General features: G+C 75.5%; 17 protein-coding genes. 10 read left to right on the top strand and 7 right to left on the bottom strand.

Going from position 1 to position 17,577, the window contains the following annotated elements; genetic code table 11:
• The first annotated feature begins 12 nt into the window (after nucleotides 1-12).
• The 4 genes from ASG49_RS17250 (at nucleotide 13) to ASG49_RS17235 (ending at nucleotide 5,176) form a co-directional block, all read left to right on the top strand.
• A complete protein-coding gene (locus ASG49_RS17250) occupies nucleotides 13-1,221 on the top strand; it encodes a PrsW family intramembrane metalloprotease (RefSeq protein ID WP_082534232.1) in 1,209 nt (402 codons plus the stop codon).
• A complete protein-coding gene (locus ASG49_RS17245) occupies nucleotides 1,218-2,939 on the top strand; it encodes a dynamin family protein (RefSeq protein ID WP_235562151.1) in 1,722 nt (573 codons plus the stop codon). The genes ASG49_RS17250 and ASG49_RS17245 overlap by 4 nt, the downstream gene beginning before the upstream one ends.
• Nucleotides 2,936-4,597, top strand: a complete 1,662-nt coding sequence (locus ASG49_RS17240; protein ID WP_056544407.1) for a GTPase — start codon at nucleotides 2,936-2,938, stop codon at nucleotides 4,595-4,597. The genes ASG49_RS17245 and ASG49_RS17240 overlap by 4 nt, the downstream gene beginning before the upstream one ends.
• 138 nt (nucleotides 4,598-4,735) lie before the next feature.
• The gene (locus ASG49_RS17235; RefSeq protein WP_056544406.1) at nucleotides 4,736-5,176 is read left to right on the top strand and encodes a single-stranded DNA-binding protein; all 441 of its coding nucleotides are present in this window, start codon (nucleotides 4,736-4,738) and stop codon (nucleotides 5,174-5,176) included.
• Nucleotides 5,177-5,178: 2 nt separating this feature from the next.
• Here ASG49_RS17235 and ASG49_RS17230 read toward each other — a convergent pair whose 3' ends face one another.
• Nucleotides 5,179-5,871 carry a pyridoxamine 5'-phosphate oxidase family protein gene (locus ASG49_RS17230; RefSeq protein WP_056544403.1) on the bottom strand — a complete coding sequence of 231 codons (693 nt, stop codon included), beginning with the start codon at nucleotides 5,869-5,871 and terminating at the stop codon, nucleotides 5,179-5,181.
• Nucleotides 5,872-5,949: 78 nt separating this feature from the next.
• Here ASG49_RS17230 and ASG49_RS17225 point away from each other — a divergent pair, with 78 nt between their 5' ends.
• Together ASG49_RS17225 and ettA are read left to right on the top strand one after the other, a co-directional pair.
• A complete protein-coding gene (locus ASG49_RS17225; RefSeq protein ID WP_235562150.1) occupies nucleotides 5,950-7,323 on the top strand; it encodes a PLP-dependent aminotransferase family protein in 1,374 nt (457 codons plus the stop codon).
• A gap of 12 nt (nucleotides 7,324-7,335) precedes the next feature.
• Nucleotides 7,336-9,018 (top strand): energy-dependent translational throttle protein EttA, encoded by a 1,683-nt coding sequence (gene ettA / locus ASG49_RS17220; protein WP_056544399.1) that lies wholly within the window; start codon nucleotides 7,336-7,338, stop codon nucleotides 9,016-9,018.
• A gap of 33 nt (nucleotides 9,019-9,051) precedes the next feature.
• On the opposite strand, the gene ASG49_RS17215 is transcribed toward ettA, so the two are convergent.
• From ASG49_RS17215 to ASG49_RS17205, 3 genes are all read right to left on the bottom strand, one after another.
• The gene (locus ASG49_RS17215) at nucleotides 9,052-9,573 is read right to left on the bottom strand and encodes a MarR family winged helix-turn-helix transcriptional regulator (RefSeq protein ID WP_056544396.1); all 522 of its coding nucleotides are present in this window, start codon (nucleotides 9,571-9,573) and stop codon (nucleotides 9,052-9,054) included.
• A gap of 78 nt (nucleotides 9,574-9,651) precedes the next feature.
• Nucleotides 9,652-10,866: an acetyl-CoA C-acetyltransferase gene (locus tag ASG49_RS17210; protein ID WP_056544393.1), complete on the bottom strand. Its 1,215-nt coding sequence runs from the start codon at nucleotides 10,864-10,866 to the stop codon at nucleotides 9,652-9,654.
• 71 nt (nucleotides 10,867-10,937) lie between these two features.
• Entirely contained in the window at nucleotides 10,938-11,543 is a 606-nt protein-coding gene (locus tag ASG49_RS17205; RefSeq protein WP_056544389.1) for a TetR/AcrR family transcriptional regulator, read from the bottom strand.
• Nucleotides 11,544-11,653: 110 nt separating this feature from the next.
• Here ASG49_RS17205 and ASG49_RS17200 point away from each other — a divergent pair, with 110 nt between their 5' ends.
• Together ASG49_RS17200 and ASG49_RS17195 are read left to right on the top strand one after the other, a co-directional pair.
• Nucleotides 11,654-11,845, top strand: a complete 192-nt coding sequence (locus ASG49_RS17200; RefSeq protein WP_056544386.1) for a hypothetical protein — start codon at nucleotides 11,654-11,656, stop codon at nucleotides 11,843-11,845.
• Between the two features lie 23 nt (nucleotides 11,846-11,868).
• On the top strand, nucleotides 11,869-12,690 hold the full coding sequence (locus tag ASG49_RS17195; RefSeq protein ID WP_156384403.1) for a thioesterase family protein: 822 nt from the start codon (nucleotides 11,869-11,871) through the stop codon (nucleotides 12,688-12,690).
• Nucleotides 12,691-12,710: 20 nt separating this feature from the next.
• Here ASG49_RS17195 and ASG49_RS17190 read toward each other — a convergent pair whose 3' ends face one another.
• From ASG49_RS17190 to ASG49_RS17180, 3 genes are all read right to left on the bottom strand, one after another.
• Nucleotides 12,711-13,115: a globin gene (locus ASG49_RS17190; RefSeq protein WP_056544381.1), complete on the bottom strand. Its 405-nt coding sequence runs from the start codon at nucleotides 13,113-13,115 to the stop codon at nucleotides 12,711-12,713.
• Between the two features lie 29 nt (nucleotides 13,116-13,144).
• On the bottom strand, nucleotides 13,145-15,670 hold the full coding sequence (locus tag ASG49_RS17185; protein ID WP_056544377.1) for an SCO7613 C-terminal domain-containing membrane protein: 2,526 nt from the start codon (nucleotides 15,668-15,670) through the stop codon (nucleotides 13,145-13,147).
• 67 nt (nucleotides 15,671-15,737) lie between these two features.
• Nucleotides 15,738-16,712 carry a mechanosensitive ion channel family protein gene (locus ASG49_RS17180; protein ID WP_235562149.1) on the bottom strand — a complete coding sequence of 325 codons (975 nt, stop codon included), beginning with the start codon at nucleotides 16,710-16,712 and terminating at the stop codon, nucleotides 15,738-15,740.
• Between the two features lie 61 nt (nucleotides 16,713-16,773).
• Between ASG49_RS17180 and ASG49_RS17175 the strand changes: the two genes are divergently transcribed.
• The gene (locus ASG49_RS17175; RefSeq protein WP_056544375.1) at nucleotides 16,774-17,166 is read left to right on the top strand and encodes a hypothetical protein; all 393 of its coding nucleotides are present in this window, start codon (nucleotides 16,774-16,776) and stop codon (nucleotides 17,164-17,166) included.
• On the top strand, nucleotides 17,153-17,533 hold the full coding sequence (locus tag ASG49_RS17170; protein WP_056544372.1) for a DUF5130 family protein: 381 nt from the start codon (nucleotides 17,153-17,155) through the stop codon (nucleotides 17,531-17,533). The genes ASG49_RS17175 and ASG49_RS17170 overlap by 14 nt, the downstream gene beginning before the upstream one ends.
• Nucleotides 17,534-17,577: the final 44 nt, after the last annotated feature.

Raw genomic sequence — 17,577 nt, 5'->3', positions numbered from 1 at the left:
ACGCTGTCGGCCATGCAACGACGCCGCAGCTCCGCCGCGTTCACCGTCGTCGTCTCGGTCGTGATGCTGGTCGGGGCGCTGGTGATGGGCCTGGTGCTCTTCCTCAGCGGCACCCCGGGGGCGCTGGCCGTCGGCCTGGTGCTCGCGGCGCTGCCCGTGGCCCCGCTCATCGGGGTCTACATGTGGCTGGACCGCTACGAGCCGGAGCCGCGCTCGCTGCTGCTGCTGGCGCTGGGCTGGGGCGCGTTCGTCGCGACCTCGGTGGCGCTGGTGCTCCAGCTCGCCGACAGCGCGGTGCTCGGCACCGGCGAGGGCTGGTCCTCGGCCGTGGTCGCCCCGGTCACCGAGGAGGCGACCAAGGGCCTGTTCATCCTGCTGCTGCTCTTCTACCGCCGCCACGAGCTCGACGGGGTCCTGGACGGCCTGGTGTACGCCGGCATGGTCGGCATCGGCTTCGCCTTCACCGAGAACATCCTCTACCTGACCTCGGCGTACGCCGGGGAGGACGGCATGCCGGGCGGGTTCGGCGGGGCGGCCGGGCTGTTCGTCGTCCGCGGGATCTTCAGCCCGTTCGCCCACCCCTTCTTCACCTCCTTCATCGGCATCGGCGTCGGCCTCGCGGTCACCAGCCGCAGCTGGGCGGTCCGCGTGCTCGCCCCGCTGGCGGGCTACGTGCTGGCGGTGCTGGCCCACGGGGCCTGGAACGGCTCGCTGGTCCTCGACGGCGGCGCCAACGCGTTCGCGACCTACCTGTTCCTCATGGTCCCCGCCTTCCTGCTGCTGAGCGGGTTCGCGATCTGGTCGCGCCGGCGCGAGCGGGGGGTGCTGACCCGCGCCCTCGACGACTGCGCCCGGCGCGGGTTCCTCGACCCCGCCGAGGTGCCGTGGCTCGCCCGGATCTCGGCGCGACGCTTCGCGCGCAGGCACGCCGAGCGCGCCGGGGGGCAGCAGGGCCGGCGGGTGATGGTGGCCTACCAGACCGAGGCCGTCGAGCTCGGGTTCCTGCACCACCGCTACCTGCGCGGCGTGGCGCCGTCCGACTTCGCCGTGCGCGGCCAGTCCCACGTCGAGGCGATGCGAGCGCTGCGGCCCGGCCTGCTCTGGCCGCAGGCCTCCACGAGCACGCCCGGCCAGATGCCGGTCGTGCACCAGCAGCCCCAGCAGGCGCAGCCGTTCCAGTCCCAGCAGACCCAGCAGTCCCGGCAGCGAGGTCCCTGGTGAGCGACGCGACGACGATGCTCGAGGTCCTCGACCGGCTCCGCACGGTGCTCTCGCAGGTGCGGCTGCCGCTGGAGGTGACCGGCGTCGCGGCCCAGCGCACCCGCAGCCGCGAGCTGGCCGAGCAGCTCGAGGACTACGTGCTGCCGCGGCTGCGCCAGATCGACGCCCCGCTGCTCGCGGTCGTCGGCGGCTCGACCGGGGCCGGCAAGTCGACCCTGGTCAACTCGCTCGTGGGCCAGGTGATCAGCGAGCCGGGCGTGCTCCGCCCGACCACGCGCAGCCCGGTGCTGGTGCACCACCCGGACGACGCCGGCTGGTTCGACCGCCAGCGGGTGCTGCCCGAGCTCGAGCGCACCGCCCGCGCCACCGACGACCCCGGTGCGCTCCGCCTCGTCGCCGCGGCCAGCGTCCCCCAGGGCCTCGCCCTGCTCGACGCCCCCGACATCGACTCGGTGGAGGAGCGCAACCGCACCCTGGCCACGCAGCTGCTCGGCGCGGCCGACCTGTGGCTGTTCGTGACCTCCGCGGCGCGCTACGCCGACCAGGTGCCGTGGGACTTCCTGCGCACCGCCGCCGAGCGCAGCGCCGCCGTGGCCATCGTGCTCGACCGCACGCCGCCCGAGGCCGTCGTCGAGGTCTCCCACGACCTCGCCCGGATGCTGAGCTCCCGCGGTCTGCGCGACTCCCCGCTGTTCACCGTCGAGGAGGCGCCGCTGGACGCCTCCGGGCTGCTGCCCGGGTCGGCCGGGGTCGACGAGATCCGCGGCTGGCTCTCCGAGCTCGGCGCCGACGCCGAGGCCCGCAACCGGGTCGTCCGGCAGACGCTCGACGGCGCGATCCGCACCGTGGCCAAGGACAGCTTCGCCGTCGCCCAGGCGTGCGAGGCGCAGTCGGCGGCCCGGGCCTCGTTGACGACCGACGTCGACGCGGCGTACGACCACGCGGTGCGGGAGGTCGACGAGGCCACGGCCGACGGCACCCTGCTGCGCGGCGAGGTGCTCGCGCGCTGGCAGGACTTCGTCGGCACCGGCGAGATGATGCGGGCGCTGGAGTCGCGCATCAGCTGGCTCCGCGACCGCGTCACCAACGTGCTGCGCGGCAAGCCGCAGCAGGCCGAGCGGGTCACCGTCGCCCTCGAGACCGGGCTGCAGTCGCTGCTCCTCGAGCACGCCGAGGCCGCCGCCGAGCGGGCCGACGAGGCGTGGCGGGGGAGCCCGGCCGGGCGCCAGGTGCTCGAGGCCGGGGGCCGCGACCTCTCCCGCGCGTCGCGGGAGTGCCGCGACCGGGCCGAGCGGCTGGTGCGCGACTGGCAGCAGGGCGTGCTCGAGCTGGTCCGCAGCGAGGGCGCCGAGAAGCGCAGCACCGCCCGGTTCCTGGCCTTCGGCGTCAACGGCCTGACGGTCGCGCTGATGGTCGTGGTGTTCGCCTCCACCGGCGGCCTGCTCGGGGCCGAGGTCGGCATCGCCGGCGGCTCGGCGGTGGTGGGCCAGAAGCTGCTGGAGGCGGTCTTCGGCGACCAGGCCGTGCGCCGCCTCGCCGAGGCCGCCCGCGCCGACCTCGAGCGACGGGTGCGCGAGCTTATGGACCACGAGCGGGCCCGCTTCGTCGAGCTCCTCGAGGGCCTCGACACCGGCGACGACGCGGCCGCGGAGCTGCGCGGGCTCGCCCGTCGGGTCGACGACCTCCGCTTCGCCGAGCGCGGGGGCGAGGCGTCGTGAGCGGGGTGGTCGAGGGCGCGCGCCGGCTGCTGCGCCGCGGCGACCGGCTCGAGGAGCGCGTCGCCGGGCTCCAGGAGGCGGCCGAGGCCTCCCGCGGGCGGGTCGACGACGCCGTGGTCGACCGGGCCGACGCGGTCGTGCGCCGCGCGGGCACGCGGCTGCGGCTGGCCGGGGGACACACGGTGGTGGCGCTGGCCGGCGCGACCGGTTCGGGCAAGTCCTCGACCTACAACGCACTGGTGGGGCTCGACATCGCCGCCACCGGCGTACGCCGCCCCACGACGTCGCACGCCGCCTCGTGCACCTGGGGCGAGGACCCCGCCACCGAGCTGCTCGACTGGCTCGAGGTGCCGCCGCGCCACCGGGTGGTGCGCGACTCGCTGCTCGACGGCGAGGTGCGAGGCGACCACGCCGCGCTCGAGGGGCTGGTGCTGCTCGACCTGCCCGACCACGACTCCACCGAGCTCGCCCACCACCTCGAGGTCGAGCGGCTGATCGCGATGACCGACCTCATGGTCTTCGTGCTCGACCCCCAGAAGTACGCCGACGCGGCGCTGCACCAGCGCTTCCTGGCGCCCATGGCGACCCACCGCGACGTGATGCTGGTCGTGCTCAACCACGTCGACCGGGTCCCGGCCGAGCGTCGCGACGCGGTCATGGGCGACGTACGCCGCCTGCTCGCGCTCGACGGCCTCGAGGACGTGCCCGTGCTGGCCACCTCGGCCCGCACCGGCGAGGGCGTCGCCGAGCTGCGCTCGGAGATCGCCACCCGGGTGCACGACAAGGCCGCCTCCCGCGCCCGGCTCGCCGGCGACGTCACCGACGCCGCCCAGGGCCTGGCCGCCGCCACCGGGGACGCCGACCCGCGCGAGCTGCGCGACAAGGACCGCCGCGGCCTGCACGACGCGCTCGCCGACGCCGCCGGCGTGCCCGTCGTCGTCGACGCGGTGGCGCGGGCCACCACGGTCCGGGGGCGCCAGGCCACGGGATGGCCGGTCACGGCCTGGCTGTCGCGCTTCCGGCCGGACCCGCTGCGACGGCTGCACCTCGACCGCCGCACGAGCGGCAAGGACCTCGTGGTCGCCGCCCGCTCGTCGTTGCCCGGTCCCGGCCAGGTGCAGCACGCCCGGGTCGAGTCCGCGGTGCGCGGCCTCAGCGACCGCGTGGCCGAGGGCCTGTCGCCGGAGTGGTCGCGCGCGGTGCGACGCGCCTCGACCTCGCGGTTCGACGAGCTCGACGACCGGCTCGACCGGGTCGCGAGCACCACCGACCTCGGGATGGACGGGCTGCCCGCGTGGACCCGCGGCGTGCGCCTGCTGCAGTGGGTGCTGCTGGTCGCGGCGGTCGTCGGGGCGCTCTGGCTCGGGGCGCTGGCGTTCGTGGCCTACCTGCAGCTGGCCGACCTCGCGGCGCCCGACTACCAGGGGCTCCCGGTCCCGACGGTGCTCCTCCTCGGCGGGGTGGTGCTCGGCCTCGGCCTGGCGCTGCTGTCGCGGCTGCTGATCCGGCTGACCGCCCGCTCCCGTGCCCGCCGGGCCGAGAAGCGGCTGCGCGTGGGCGTGGTGGAGGTGGCCGACGACCTCGTGGTGGGTCCGGTGCAGGCCGAGCTGGCCGCGCACCGGCGCGCGGTCGAGGGTCTGCGCACCGCTCGCCGCTAGTCGCCGCAGGACGCCACCTCGCCTCCACAGGGCGGTCCGGCACCGCCGTCGTCCACAGCCCCGGCAGCCCGGGGTGCGCGGGCGCCCGCCGTCGGCTGGACTCGGCCCGTCGAGACCGAGCACCGTGGAGGAGAAGTCGTGAACGAGAGCACCGTGATCGTGCCGGGCTGGGTCGGCGGCGACGTCGACCTGCGCGAGGTGGGGGAGAGCCAGGTGGCGTCGTTCCGCCTGGCCTCGACCCCGCGCTACCAGCGCCAGGGCGAGTGGGTCGACGGGCCCACGTCGTGGTTCACCGTCAACTGCTGGCGCGGGCTCGCGCGCCACGTCGCGGGGTCCGTACGCCGCGGCGACGCCGTCGTGGTGCACGGCCGGCTCCGGGTGGACACCTGGACCCGCGACGACGGCTCCACCTCGACCACGGTGGTGGTGGACGCCACCTCGGTGGGCCACGACCTCAACCGGGGCACGGCCACCTTCACCCGGCCCGCGCGCCGTGACCCGGCCGCGGCGGAGCCCGGTCCGGCGGTGGGGCCGCCGGTCGAGCCGGCAGCGGGGGAGCAGGGCCGGCCGGCCGCCTGAGGTCAGGCGCCGGTGGTCGGTGCTCCCCACGCCTCGGCGCGGCGCCGCACGTCGTCGGGCACCCGGTCGTGGGAGTCGGGGTTGCTGACGACGCCCGAGGTGGTCCGGCGCAGCGGGAGGGTGCCGGCCCAGGCGCCGGCGGCCACGTCCTCGGCGTCGTCGCCCACGTCGCCCTCGCGGACCTTGACGGAGGCCTCCGCGAGCGGCACGGCCAGCACGACGGTGGCGGCGAGCTCCTTGCGGGTCATCGGGCGCAGCGTCGCGGCGCGGCCGGGGACGACCTGGTCGACGATGCCGTCCAGGGCGCGGTGGCGCTCGTCCGCGTCGGTGACCAGCCGGGCGCGGCCCAGGACCACGGCCGAGCGGTAGTTCATGGAGTGGTGGAACGCCGACCGGGCCAGCACCAGGCCGTCCAGCTCGGTCACCGTCACCGCCACCTCGGTGCCGTCCATCCGGCCCAGCCACCCGGCGCCGACCGAGCCGTGCAGGTAGAGGGTGCCGCCCTCGTCGGGACCGGCCGGGTCCACGGCGTACGCGCTGGGGAGCACGACCGGGCGGCCGTCGCGGACCACGCCGACGTGGGCGACCAGCCCGTCCGCGAGCAGGGCGTGCAGCGACTCCCGGTCGGTGCGGCCGCGCTCGCGCAGCCGGGTGATCCGGGTGCCGGGGGTCGAGGACAGGGCGGGGGAGGTCATGGATCCAGCCTGGCGGTGAAGTGGACCGGTGTCATGGTCCACTTGGGGCCCAGACCAGCAGTCCAGTCAGGAGCCTCCGTGGCACACCCCAGCCTGCCGCTCCGCCCGCTGGACCGCGCCGACCCGGCCCCGCTGCCGGCGCAGGTGGCGGCCCAGGTGCGGGCGCTGGTGCTCGAGGGGACCCTGGCGCTGCACGACCGACTGCCGGGCTCGCGCACCCTCGCGGCCGAGCTCGGGGTGTCCCGGGCCGTGGTGCAGCAGGCCTACGACCAGCTGGTCGCGGAGGGGTGGGCGGCGGCTCGCCACGGGTCCGGCACGGTGGTCGCCTCCACCGGGCTGGCGCCGACCCCGCAGCGCGGCCCGCGCACCCCGCGGCCGGCGGGTGGCCTGGTCCGCCTGGACACGGGCACGCCGTGGGTCGACCCGCGGCAGCGGTCGGGCTGGCGCCGGGCGTGGCGCGAGGTCTCGGCTGCCCACCCGCCGCGCGGCTACGAGGACCCGCGCGGCCTGCTGGCGCTGCGCGAGGCGATCGCCGAGCGGCTGGCCCGGACCCGCGGCCTGGTGGTCCACCCCGACGAGGTGATGACCACGAACGGCACCACCGACGCGCTGCGCCACCTGCTGCTGAGCCTCCCGGCCGGTGCCGTCGCGGTGGAGGACCCGGGCTACCGGGCGGTGGTGGCGCTGGCCGGGGCCGTGGGGCGCGAGGTGGTCGACCTGGAGCCGGGCCGGGCCCCGGGGTCGTTGGCGGGCTGCGCCGCGGCGTACCTCACCCCGGCGCACCAGCACCCGCTCGGCACCGTGCTCCCGGCGCCCGCCCGGCTGGCCGTGCTCGAGGTGGCCCGGGCCGCGGGGACCCTGGTCGTCGAGGACGACTACGACTCGGAGTTCCGCTGGGACGTCGCGCCCGTCCCGGCGATGGCGGCCCTGGACCGCGACCGCGTCGCCTACGTCGGCAGCGCGTCCAAGTCGGTGTCGCCGAGCCTGCGGCTGGGCTGGCTGGTGGCGCCGCCGGGGGTCCACGAGCGGGTCGTCGCGCTGCGCGCGGCCACCCACGACGCGGTGCCGTGGCCGGTGCAGCGGGCGTTCCTGTCCCTGCTGCGCGACGGGTACGTCGACCGCGTGGTCCGCGCCGGGCGCCGCGTCTACGCCGACCGGCTGCCCCGGGTCGTCGAGGCGCTGTCGCCGTACGCCGAGCTGACCGCGCCGCCGGCCGGGATGTACGTCGCCTGGCGGATGCCCGAGCACCGGGCGCGGGCCGCCCGGGACGCCGCCCGCGAGGCCGGCTTCGAGGTCCCGATGCTCGCCGACTACTGCCGGCGGGCGGGCGACACCGGCCTCGTGCTCGGGGTGGGTGGCTGCACCGACGAGGAGCTCGACCGGGCGCTGGCCGCGCTGGTGGCGGGCCTCCGGCGAGGAGGGGACGGGGACGGTCCTCCCAGGAGCCCTTAGGCTGGGGCCACCATGGCTGACTACGTCTACACGCTCTACAACGTCCGCAAGGCCCACGGCGACAAGGTGGTGCTCGACAACGTCACGCTGTCGTTCCTGCCCGACGCCAAGATCGGCGTCGTCGGACCCAACGGCACCGGCAAGTCGACCCTGCTCAAGATCATGGCGGGGCTCGACCAGGCCAACAACGGCGACGCGATGCTGGCCCCCGACGCCACCGTCGGCATGCTCCAGCAGGAGCCGCCGCTCTCGGAGGGCCGCACCGTCCTGGAGAACGTCGAGGAGGCGGTCGGCGAGATCAAGGGCAAGCTCGACCGCTACAACGCCATCTCCGAGGAGCTGGCCGACCCCGACGCGGACTACGACCGGCTGCTCGCCGAGATGGGCGACCTGCAGACCGACCTCGACCACGCCAGCGCGTGGGACCTCGACAGCCGGCTCGACCAGGCGATGGACGCGCTGCGCTGCCCGCCGCCGGACGCGATCGTCGACCACCTCTCCGGTGGCGAGCGCCGCCGCGTCGCGCTGTGCAAGCTGCTGCTCCAGCAGCCCTCCCTGCTGCTCCTCGACGAGCCCACCAACCACCTCGACGCCGAGTCGGTGGCCTGGCTCGAGGGCCACCTCGCGAGCTACCCCGGCGCCGTCCTGGCCGTGACCCACGACCGCTACTTCCTCGACAACGTCGCGACCTGGATCCTCGAGCTCGACCGCGGTCGGGCGCACCCCTACGAGGGCAACTACACGACCTACCTCGAGACCAAGAAGGACCGCCTCAAGATCGAGGGGCAGAAGGACGCCAAGCGCGCCAAGATGCTCGAGCGCGAGCTCGAGTGGGTCCGGTCCAACGCCAAGGCACGGCAGACCAAGAGCCGTTCGCGGCTCGCGCGCTACGAGGAGATGGCGGCCGAGGCCGACCGGATGCGCAAGATCGACACCTCCGAGATCAACATCCCCGCCGGCCCCCGGCTGGGCGACGTCGTCCTCGAGGCCGAGCACCTCGGCAAGGGCTTCGACGGCCGCACCCTGCTCGACGACCTGTCGTTCTCGCTGCCGCGTGCCGGCATCGTCGGCGTCATCGGTCCCAACGGCGTCGGCAAGACCACGCTGTTCCGGATGATCGTGGGCCAGGAGGAGCCCGACAAGGGCACCCTCGACGTCGGCAAGACCGTCAAGATCTCCTACGTCGACCAGAGCCGCGGCGGCATCGACCCGAACAAGAACGTCTGGGAGGTCGTCTCCGACGGCCTGGACTTCATCAAGGTCGCCAACTTCGAGATGAACTCCCGGGCCTACGTCGCCTCCTTCGGCTTCAAGGGCCCCGACCAGCAGAAGAAGGCCGGCGTCCTGTCCGGTGGCGAGCGCAACCGGCTCAACCTCGCGCTCACGCTCAAGATGGGCGGCAACATGCTGCTGCTCGACGAGCCCACCAACGACCTCGACGTCGAGACGCTGTCCTCGCTCGAGGACGCGCTGCTGGAGTTCCCGGGCTGCGCGGTCATCACCTCGCACGACCGGTGGTTCCTCGACCGCACCGCCACGCACATCCTGGCGTGGGAGGGCACCGAGCAGGACCCGGGCCGCTGGTTCTGGTTCGAGGGCAACTTCGCGGCCTACGAGGCCAACAAGATCGAGCGCCTCGGCATCGAGGCCGCGCGGCCGCACCGCGTGACCCACCGCCGCCTCACCCGCGAGTGAGCCGGCGGCCGCCCGTGGGCGCAGCGTCCGGGCTCAGCCCGGACGCTGTGCCTCGTCGCGGATGTCGGCCCCGGCCGGCAGGTCGCGCAGCAGGCGGTCGCTGACCTCGTCGAAGATCCGCCCGAGCGCGGCGAAGTCCTCGGGCGAGGCCAGGTCGACGAGGTGCTGCCGGACGCCCCGGACGTGCGTGGGTGCGGCCTGCACCAGCAGGTCACGCCCCTGGGGCGTCATCACCGCGACCACGCCGCGACCGTCGGACTGCGAGGCGTGGCGCTCGACCAGCCCGGCGCGTTCCATGCGCGCGATCGTGTGCGTGACGCGGCTGCGCGAGTGCGACATCGAGTCGGCCAGGAGCGCCATCCGCATCCGGCCGTCCTCGGCCTCGGAGAGCCGCACCAGGATCTCGTACTCGCTGAACGAGAGCTGGTGCTCGGCGCGCAGCTCGCGGTCGAGCTGGTGCAGCAACAGCTCCGATCCCATGATGAAGGCACGCCAGGCCTGCTGCTGCCCGGTCTCGAGCCACTCGACCTCGTCGTCCCCAGTCCCACTCCCCATGCGCGGAGTCTAGGTGCGACGACGCCGCCGCGGCCCACCCGGAGGGGCGTGCCGCGACGGCGTCGGTCCGGCTGCGGGTCAGACGCGCTCGAGGATCATGGCCATGCCCTGGCCGCCGCCGACGCACATCGTGATCAGGCCGGTCGACTTGTCGTGCCAGTCGAGCGAGTTGATCATCGTGTTCTGCAGCCGGGCCCCGGTCATGCCGAAGGGGTGCCCGACGGCGATGGCGCCGCCGTTGACGTTGAGCCGGTCGAGGTCGATGCCGAGCTCCTGGTACGACGGGACGACCTGGGCCGCGAACGCCTCGTTGATCTCCACCAGGTCGATGTCGCCGATCGACATCCCGGCGATCGCCAGGGCGCGGCGGGTCGCCTCGACGGGGCCCAGGCCCATGATCTCGGGCGAGAGCCCGCTGACGCCGGTCGAGATGATGCGCGCGAGCGGGGTGAGGCCCAGCTCGGCGGCCTTGGTGTCGGACATGACGACCACGGCCGCCGCGCCGTCGTTGAGCCCGCAGCAGTTGCCGGCGGTCACGACGCCGTCGGGGCGGAAGACGGGCTTCAGGCCGGCCACCGACTCGTAGGTGACACCGGCGCGCGGGCCGTCGTCGGCGCTGACGACCGTGCCGTCGGGGGTGGTGACCGGGGTGATCTCGCGGGCCCAGAAGCCGTCGGCGATGGCCTTCTCGGCGAGGTTCTGGCTGCGCACGCCGAACTCGTCGAGCTCGCGGCGGTCGAGGCCGCGCAGGTTGGCGACGTTCTCGGCCGTCTGGCCCATCGCGACGTAGATGTCGGGCAGGTCGCCGTCCTCGCGCGGGTCGCGCCAGTCCTGGCCGCCCTCCGCGAGCTTCGCGCTGCGCGACTGGGCGTCGTCGAAGCGCGGGTTGACGGTGCCGGGGAGGTGGTCGGAGGTGCCCTTGCCGAACCGCGAGACGGTCTCGACGCCGGCCGAGACGAAGACGTCGCCCTCGCCGGCCTTGATGGCGTGCAGCGCCATCCGGGAGGTCTGCACCGAGGAGGAGCAGTAGCGCGTCACGGTGGTGCCGGGCACGGAGTCCAGGCCCAGCAGCGTCGAGACGACGCGGCCCATGTTGAAGCCGGACTCGCCGCCGGGGAGGCCGCAGCCCAGGATCAGGTCGTCGATCGTGGTCGGGTCCAGGGCCGGGATCTTGTCCAGCGCGGCGCGCACGGCCAGGGCCGTGAGGTCGTCGGGCCGGAAGTCCTTGAGCGAGCCCTTGTTGGCACGCCCGATGGGGGTGCGGGCTGCGGACACGATCACTGCCTCGGGCATGGGTGCTCCCTGGTCTCGGAGGTGACTACCGACCGGTAGCCGCCTGCCAGCCTAGACGCCCCTCCGCCGGGTCAGGGACGGGCGGCCACGAGCTGCTCCATGAGCAGGCCGACGGCGGCCTCCAGCCCGGCGGCCCGCCCCTCCGGCGGCTCGCGCAGGCTGCGCAGCAGCACCCCGTCGAGCGCCGCGACCAGCGTGCTCGCCCGCAGCGAGGTCTCCTGCGCCGTCCAGCCCGGGTGGGCGCGGGCGACGGCGTGGTCCACGACGTGGACCAGCCGCTCGCCGTGCGCCAGCACCAGCACCGCCAGCTCGGGCTGTCGGGTGCTCTCCAGCGACAGCTCCATCCGTGCGACCAGCAGGTCGGGGTCGTCCAGCCAGCCCCGCAGCAGCGCCGAGGTGGCCCGCAGGGCGTGGTCGGGGTCGACGCCATGGGTCTCCAGGTCCTCGGTGAGGACGTCGATGTCGGAGGCGAGCCGGTGCACGACGTACTCCGTGAGGCGGGTGAGCAGGGCCAGCCGCGTGCGCATGTACGCCGAGCAGGTGCCCTGCGGGAGCCCCGCCTCCTGGTCGACGGCCCGGTGGGTCAGGCCGCGCAGCCCCGCCCGGGCGACGACGCGGACGCCCGCGTCGAGCAGCCGCTGCTGGCGCTCGGAGAAGTCGGCCGACGGCGGTGCCACGGGTCCTCCTCGCGCGGTGGGTCGGTGACGCAGGACACTACCGGCCGCCTGGAGCCCCGGCTTCTACAGACGTAGACTCGATTTCTACAGACGTAGAAAGGACCTCCACCATGAGCTTCACCCTGCTGCCCGACCTGGCGCCCTTCGTCCTCGGCTTCGCCGCCCTGGCCGGTCTCGGGCTCGTCCTCGCCCTGGTCGGCCTGGTCGCCACCACTTCCGTGGTCGCCGAGACCCGTCGCGCCCGGCTGCGCCGCCACGAGGGCGTGCTGCACTACTACGGCCACCTCGCCCTGGGCCGCTGAACCGCCTCTGGGAGCATCGGCGCGTGCCCCACACCTGTGCCGTTCCGCTGCGCTGGGCCGACATGGACCTGCTCGGCCACGTCAACAACGTGACCTACCTCGACTACCTGGCGCAGGCCCGGACCGCGTTCCTGGCCGACCTGCGCGCCGGCGACGGTCGGGTCACCGGCCACCGCATCGACTTCGTGGCCCCGCTGGTCTTCGGCCGACGCCCGGCCCTGGTCGACACCTCGGTGAGCGACGTCGACGGGGCCGTCCTGACGCTCACCCACGTCGTTCGGGACGACGCGCCGTCGGGCAGTGTCACCCACCTCCGTGCCGAGTCCACGCTGGAGCTGCACAGCGCCCCCGACCACGACCTCCGCGCGCGCCTGGAGGACCTCCGTGACGAGCCGCTCGCGTGGCGCGAGGTGCGGGGCGAGCGCCGGCCGGGTCGCCACCGCCTGGCGCTGCCGGTGCGCGGCTCCGACGTCGGCGCCGACGGGCTGGTGCGCGACGACGCGGTCGTGGAGCTCTTCCAGGAGAGCCGGATCCTCTACTTCATGGACCTGCACGAGCGCGGCCAGGACTGGGGCCGCGTCGTGGTGGCCCGCACCGACGTCGGTCTGCTCGCGCCGGTGCGGCCGCGCGCGGCGGCGTACGACGTGCACGCGTGGGTCGCCCACGTGGGGGAGAAGTCCTTCACCGTGCGCTCGGAGCTGCGCGACCCCCTCGTCGCGGACGGGGCGGCCGGCGCCGTGCTCGCGACCGCCCTGGTGGTGCTGGTCGGCTTCGACCTCGACACCCAGCGTCCGGTGGCGCTGACCGCGCAGCAGCGCGAGCGGCTGGAGGCCGAGCTCGCCTGAGCCCGGCACCAGCGCCGCCGTCAGCGGGCCGGGCGGGGGACCTCGTCGGGCTCCTCGAGGGTGTTGACCATGAACTGCGCCGCGTGGGTGACGTAGTCCCAGAACTGCTGGTCCTGCTCGGGCGGTAGCGCCACCTCGTCGAGCGCGTCGCGGAAGTGGCGCAGCCAGTGCTGCGCCGCGGTGGGCGTCACCGCGAACGGCGCGTGCCGCATCCGCAGCCGCGGGTGGCCGCGGCGCTCGGAGTAGGTGGTGGGCCCGCCCCAGTACTGCTCGAGGAACGAGGCGAAGCGGTCCTCGGCGGGACCGAGGTCGGCCTCGGGGTACATCGGCCGCAGCACCTCGTCCTGCGCCACGCCCGCGTAGAAGCGGTGCACGATGGTGCGGATCGTCGGGCTGCCGCCGATCTCGTCGTAGAAGGTGCTCACCCCCTCATCATGACGGCCCGGCCCCGCGCTCAGCGCAGCGAGGTGACGTAGCGGCGGGCACGGTCGATGCTGCGCAGCGAGGACTCCCACGTGACGCCGACGACCAGCAGCGCGACGCCGACGGCGCCGATGGTCACCCAGCGGGGGACCGCGTCGGCGACCGGCCCGAGGTGGCGCAGCACCAGCACGGCGGTCACCGCCGCGCCCACGGTGAACGGGGCCGCCAGCCGCTGGGTGACGCCCCAGGCCAGCGTGAGGACCGCGGCCGCGCCGAGCAGCGCGCCGCGCAGCGAGACCGGGTCGGCCAGCGCCAGCAGCAGGCTCGGCACGAGCGCGAGCACCAGCCCGGAGCCCAGCACCCGGGTGCTGCCGACGGTCGCGTCGCGGCGCAGCCGCAGCGTGCCCACGGCGAGCAGCAGCGCTGCGGCCGGGAGCGTCACCAGCTCGGGGGCGGTGACCTCGGCGACCACCCGCAGCAGCGTGGCGGCGGCGAGCAGGACGGTGGCGAGCCACGCGAGCGACTCGCGGTCGCGGTGCAGCACGGCCAGGAGCGCGACGGCCGAGCCGGTGACGGTGAGCGCGACCGCGGCCTCCGCGGCGCCCGGGGCGAGGGCGACGGCCCCCGCCGCGGCCACCAGCGCGGCCGTCTCCAGCGCGACCCGGGTCGCGACCAGCCGGGTCACGGGAGCGGCGAGCAGGCCCGCCGCGGCGGCGTACGACGCGAGGGCGACGGCCTGCACGGTCTCGCCGACGTCGAGCTGGGCGCCCCAGGTGACCAGCGCGACCCCGCCCAGCAGCACCCCGGCGCCGGCGAGCAGCGACGCCGAGGTCGCCGCACCCTCGCGGTCGCGCAGCAGCGACGCAGCGAGCGCGGGCAGGGCCAGCGCGGTGGTGACCGCGGCCGGCAGCCACGCTTCGTCGGCCCCGGCCCCGGCCGCGAGGGCCAGGGTCAGCAGCCCGACGTACGCCGCGACGGTGGCGGCGGCGACCGCGGCCGGCACCTCGCGGCGCCACCACCACGCCGCCCCGGCCGCCACGCCCGTGGCGACGAGGCCGCCGAGCGCAGCGGTCCACCGGACCGGCTCGAGACCGAGCAGCAGCACGAGCAGCCCGAGCGCGAGCACCCCGGGCGCCGCGGCGAGCACGACGCCGCGGGCGCCGGCGGCGGAGACCGGCACGGCCGGCCCGGCCGCGTGGCGCAGCAGCGAGGCGGCGCCGAGCACGACGCCCAGCGCCAGCACGACCGCCGTCCACGACGGCACGGCGCCCTCGGACGGGGCCGCGAGCAGGCCGGTGGCGGGAGCGGTCGGCCCGGTCAGGACGTCGCCGACGACCACCAGCGAGCGGCCGACCAGGACGAGGCCGAGCAGGAGCGTGCCGACGGCCGTCAGCACGGCACCCGCACGGGCCCAGGTCGGGCCGGCCAGGGCGCTGACCGCGGCCAGCAGCAGCACCGAGACGACCATCGCCACCTCGTCCGCCGCGGCGGATCCCAGCGTGCCGGGCGCGTTGACGGCGGCCACCACGGGCACCAGGGCCAGCCCGGCGGCCCACGGTCGGGCCCACGCGGGGACCCGGGGTGCGTGCACCACCACCGCGGCGAGCACCGCCGCCGCGAGCAGCGGCCACCAGCGGCCCTGCGCCCACCAGGTGGCGGCGTCGAGCGGCTCGAGGCTGCGCAGGACGCCGGCCCCGAGCAGCACCAGCCAGCTCACCGGGGCCAGCGCGAGCAGCCCGAGACCGGCCCCGCGGAGCCGGGGCCGGACGGCGAGCCCGAGGGCCGCGGCCAGCACGACGGCGAGGGTCGAGGCGGCCGCGGGGTCGGGGCGGGTCCAGGCCTGGGCGGCGGCGACCAGGGCGGCGCCGGCGACGGCGACCCCCTGCATCGACCAGATCGCGCCCAGCGGCGTACGACGGGCCAGCAGCGACACGCCGAGACCCAGGCCCAGCAGGGCGGCGCCGACCAGGGCGTGGCCGGCGCGGTCGGGCAGCGCGTCGAGCCCGAGCAGGCCGGAGGCGCGGGCGGCGTACAGGTCGATGGCGAGCATGCCGGCCGTGACCACCCACATCACCTCGGCCGAGGCCCGCAGCCCGCGACGGGTCATCAGCCCGGCCACGCCGCCCAGCGACGCGGTGACCGCGAGCAGCACGAGGGTGCGGCCCAGCAGCCCGAGCAGGCTCCAGGCGACGCCGATGAAGATCAGCGCGAACACCATCAGGCACAGGCCGCCGAGGGTGAGCAGCACGACCGGGACCGACGAGGCCGGGACACCGGTGCGACGACCGGGCGGCGCCGACGGTGGCGGGCCGGGTGCGACCGGCACGGGGACGGGACCGGTGACGGGACGGGTGACGGCCACGGGGGCGGCCACGGGGGCGGGCGCGGGTACGGCCGCCCGGAGCCGCTCGACCAGCGCGTCGGCGGTCTGCATCACCCCCCACAGCTCGACCGCGAGCGGGCCGCGCAGGTGCAGCCCGCAGCCGCGGCAGCGGCCGTCGGGGTCCAGGTCGGCCCGGCAGTCCGGGCACACGCGGGGGTCGGCGAGTCTGCTCATGGCCCGATCATCGGCCCGCGAGGGTCCTCGTGGCGTCGGGAGCGCTACTCGACCGCGGTGAGTACGCCTACTCAGCGGCCGCCGGGGCGGCGGGCCGCGGGGGAGCGTCGTGGTGCCACACCACCCGCTGGGGGAGCGGGATGACGATGCCCTCGTGGTCGAAGCGGGCCTTGATGCGCTGCCGCATCTCGCGGGCCACGGCCCACTGCTCGAGCGGCGCGGTCTTGAGCGTCACGCGCACCGCCACGGCGTCGGGGCCGAGGTTCTCCACGCCCCACACCTCGGGCTCCTCGATGACCAGGTCGCGGAAGTCCTCGTCGTCCCACAGGCCGTGGGCGACCTCCTCGAGGATCCGGCGCACGCGCACGAGGTCCTCGCCGTAGCCGACGTTGACGTCGAGCACGGTGCGGGCCCAGTTCTGGCTCTGGTTGCCGACGCGGAGGATCTCGCCGTTGCGGACGTACCAGACGGTGCCGTTGACGTCGCGCACCCGCGTCACGCGCAGGCCCACGGCCTCCACCGTGCCGACGGCCTCGCCGAGGTCGACGGCGTCGCCGACGCCGTACTGGTCCTCGATCATCATCATCACGCCGGAGAGGAAGTCCTTGACGAGGTTCTGGGCGCCGAAGCCGATGGCCAGGCCCAGCACCCCGGCGCTGGCCAGGATCGGGGCGACGTCGACGCCGATCTCGGAGAGCGCCATCACGAAGGCGATGCCGAAGACCACGGTGGTGCCGATGCTCTTGAGCAGCGTGCCGAGGCTGCGGGCGCGCTGGGCCCGGCGGGTGTGACCGGCCCGAGCACCGGGGGCGGGCGCGACCGTGGCGCGACGTACGACGCGGTCGACCGCCTTGCTGGCCAGCCACCGGACCACGAGGGCGCCGAGCAGGATGGCCACGATGGCGGTCGGCTTGCCGATCAGCCAGGTGGCCGCGCGCGCCAGCGCCTCGTTGCCGGTCCACTCGAAGACGGCGGCGCAGGTCCAGCTGTCGCTCTCCTGGCACTGGGTCGGCATGTCGAGCAGGGGGGTGGGGACGAGCATGTGAGGGAGGCTACGAGCCCGCGTGGAGCCCGACCAAGCCGAGCCCGGCTATCCTGGGAGTGTGTTGACTCACGACTCCGGCCGTCGCGCCCGCCGTGTCCGCCGCACCCTGCTCGCGCCCGTCGGCTCCCTGGGCCTCGTGCTCGCGGCGGCGGCGGTGACGCCGGCCTCGGCCGACACCCCCGCCGCGTGGGAGCAGGCGCCCGACGTCTCGGTCCTGGGCTTCCTGCTCGTGCTGGTCATCATCCCGGTCGGCATCGCCGCCGTGGTGGCGCTGCTGACGGTGCTGCCCTCGATGGCCCGCGACAAGGGCTACGAGCCGGGCGCCGCCTGGCGCGGTGAGCCGGAGTGGTTCGGAGGCCCCACCAAGGGCCTCGGCGCCGCCGACCAGGTGACGCCGGAGCAGATCGAGTCGGCCGGCAAGGGCTCGGGTGGCACCAGTGCCCACTGGTGAGTTCAACGGCGCCCAGCAGGCCGAGATCGACCGGGCGATCCGCAACGCCGAGACGGTCTGCCGCTACGAGTTCTCGGTCTACGTCGGCGCGGCGCAGGGCGAGCCCGCTGCCTACGCCCACCGCCTGCACGCCGCGCTGGCCAACCCGCCCCGCAGCGTGATGGTGCTCGTCGACCCGGCCGCCCGCCGGCTCGAGGTCGTCACCGGCGAGGTGGTGCGCCGCACGCTCAGCGACGAGGCCGTGCGCCTCGCCGTCGCCGGCATGCAGAGCTCCTTCGCCGCTGGCGACGTCGTCGGTGGCGTCAAGCACGGCGTGTCCCAGCTCGCCGACGCGGCCCGCGCGCCGCGCTCGCTGCACGGCAGCTGAGCCGCCGCGCAGCGAGCGGGCACGTCGTCGGTTCCCCGGGGCGC

This window comes from Marmoricola sp. Leaf446 (genome assembly GCF_001424755.1).
Classification (GTDB): Bacteria; Actinomycetota; Actinomycetes; order Propionibacteriales; family Nocardioidaceae; genus Marmoricola.
Note: the sequence above shows the minus strand (reverse complement) of the source record. Positions and strands in the feature narration are given on the sequence as shown.

Excerpts from the sequence above, each read along its gene's own strand:
- ASG49_RS17250 (WP_082534232.1), top strand. The coding sequence starts at position 13 with ATGCAACGACGCCGCAGCTCCGCCGCGTTCACCGTCGTCGTCTCGGTC.
- ASG49_RS17230 (WP_056544403.1), bottom strand. The coding sequence starts at position 5,871 with ATGACCTCCCCCGCCCTGTCCTCGACCCCCGGCACCCGGATCACCCGG.
- ettA (WP_056544399.1), top strand. The coding sequence starts at position 7,336 with ATGGCTGACTACGTCTACACGCTCTACAACGTCCGCAAGGCCCACGGC.
- ASG49_RS17215 (WP_056544396.1), bottom strand. The coding sequence starts at position 9,573 with ATGGGGAGTGGGACTGGGGACGACGAGGTCGAGTGGCTCGAGACCGGG.
- ASG49_RS17210 (WP_056544393.1), bottom strand. The coding sequence starts at position 10,866 with ATGCCCGAGGCAGTGATCGTGTCCGCAGCCCGCACCCCCATCGGGCGT.
- ASG49_RS17200 (WP_056544386.1), top strand. The coding sequence starts at position 11,654 with ATGAGCTTCACCCTGCTGCCCGACCTGGCGCCCTTCGTCCTCGGCTTC.
- ASG49_RS17185 (WP_056544377.1), bottom strand. The coding sequence starts at position 15,670 with ATGAGCAGACTCGCCGACCCCCGCGTGTGCCCGGACTGCCGGGCCGAC.
- ASG49_RS17180 (WP_235562149.1), bottom strand. The coding sequence starts at position 16,712 with ATGCTCGTCCCCACCCCCCTGCTCGACATGCCGACCCAGTGCCAGGAG.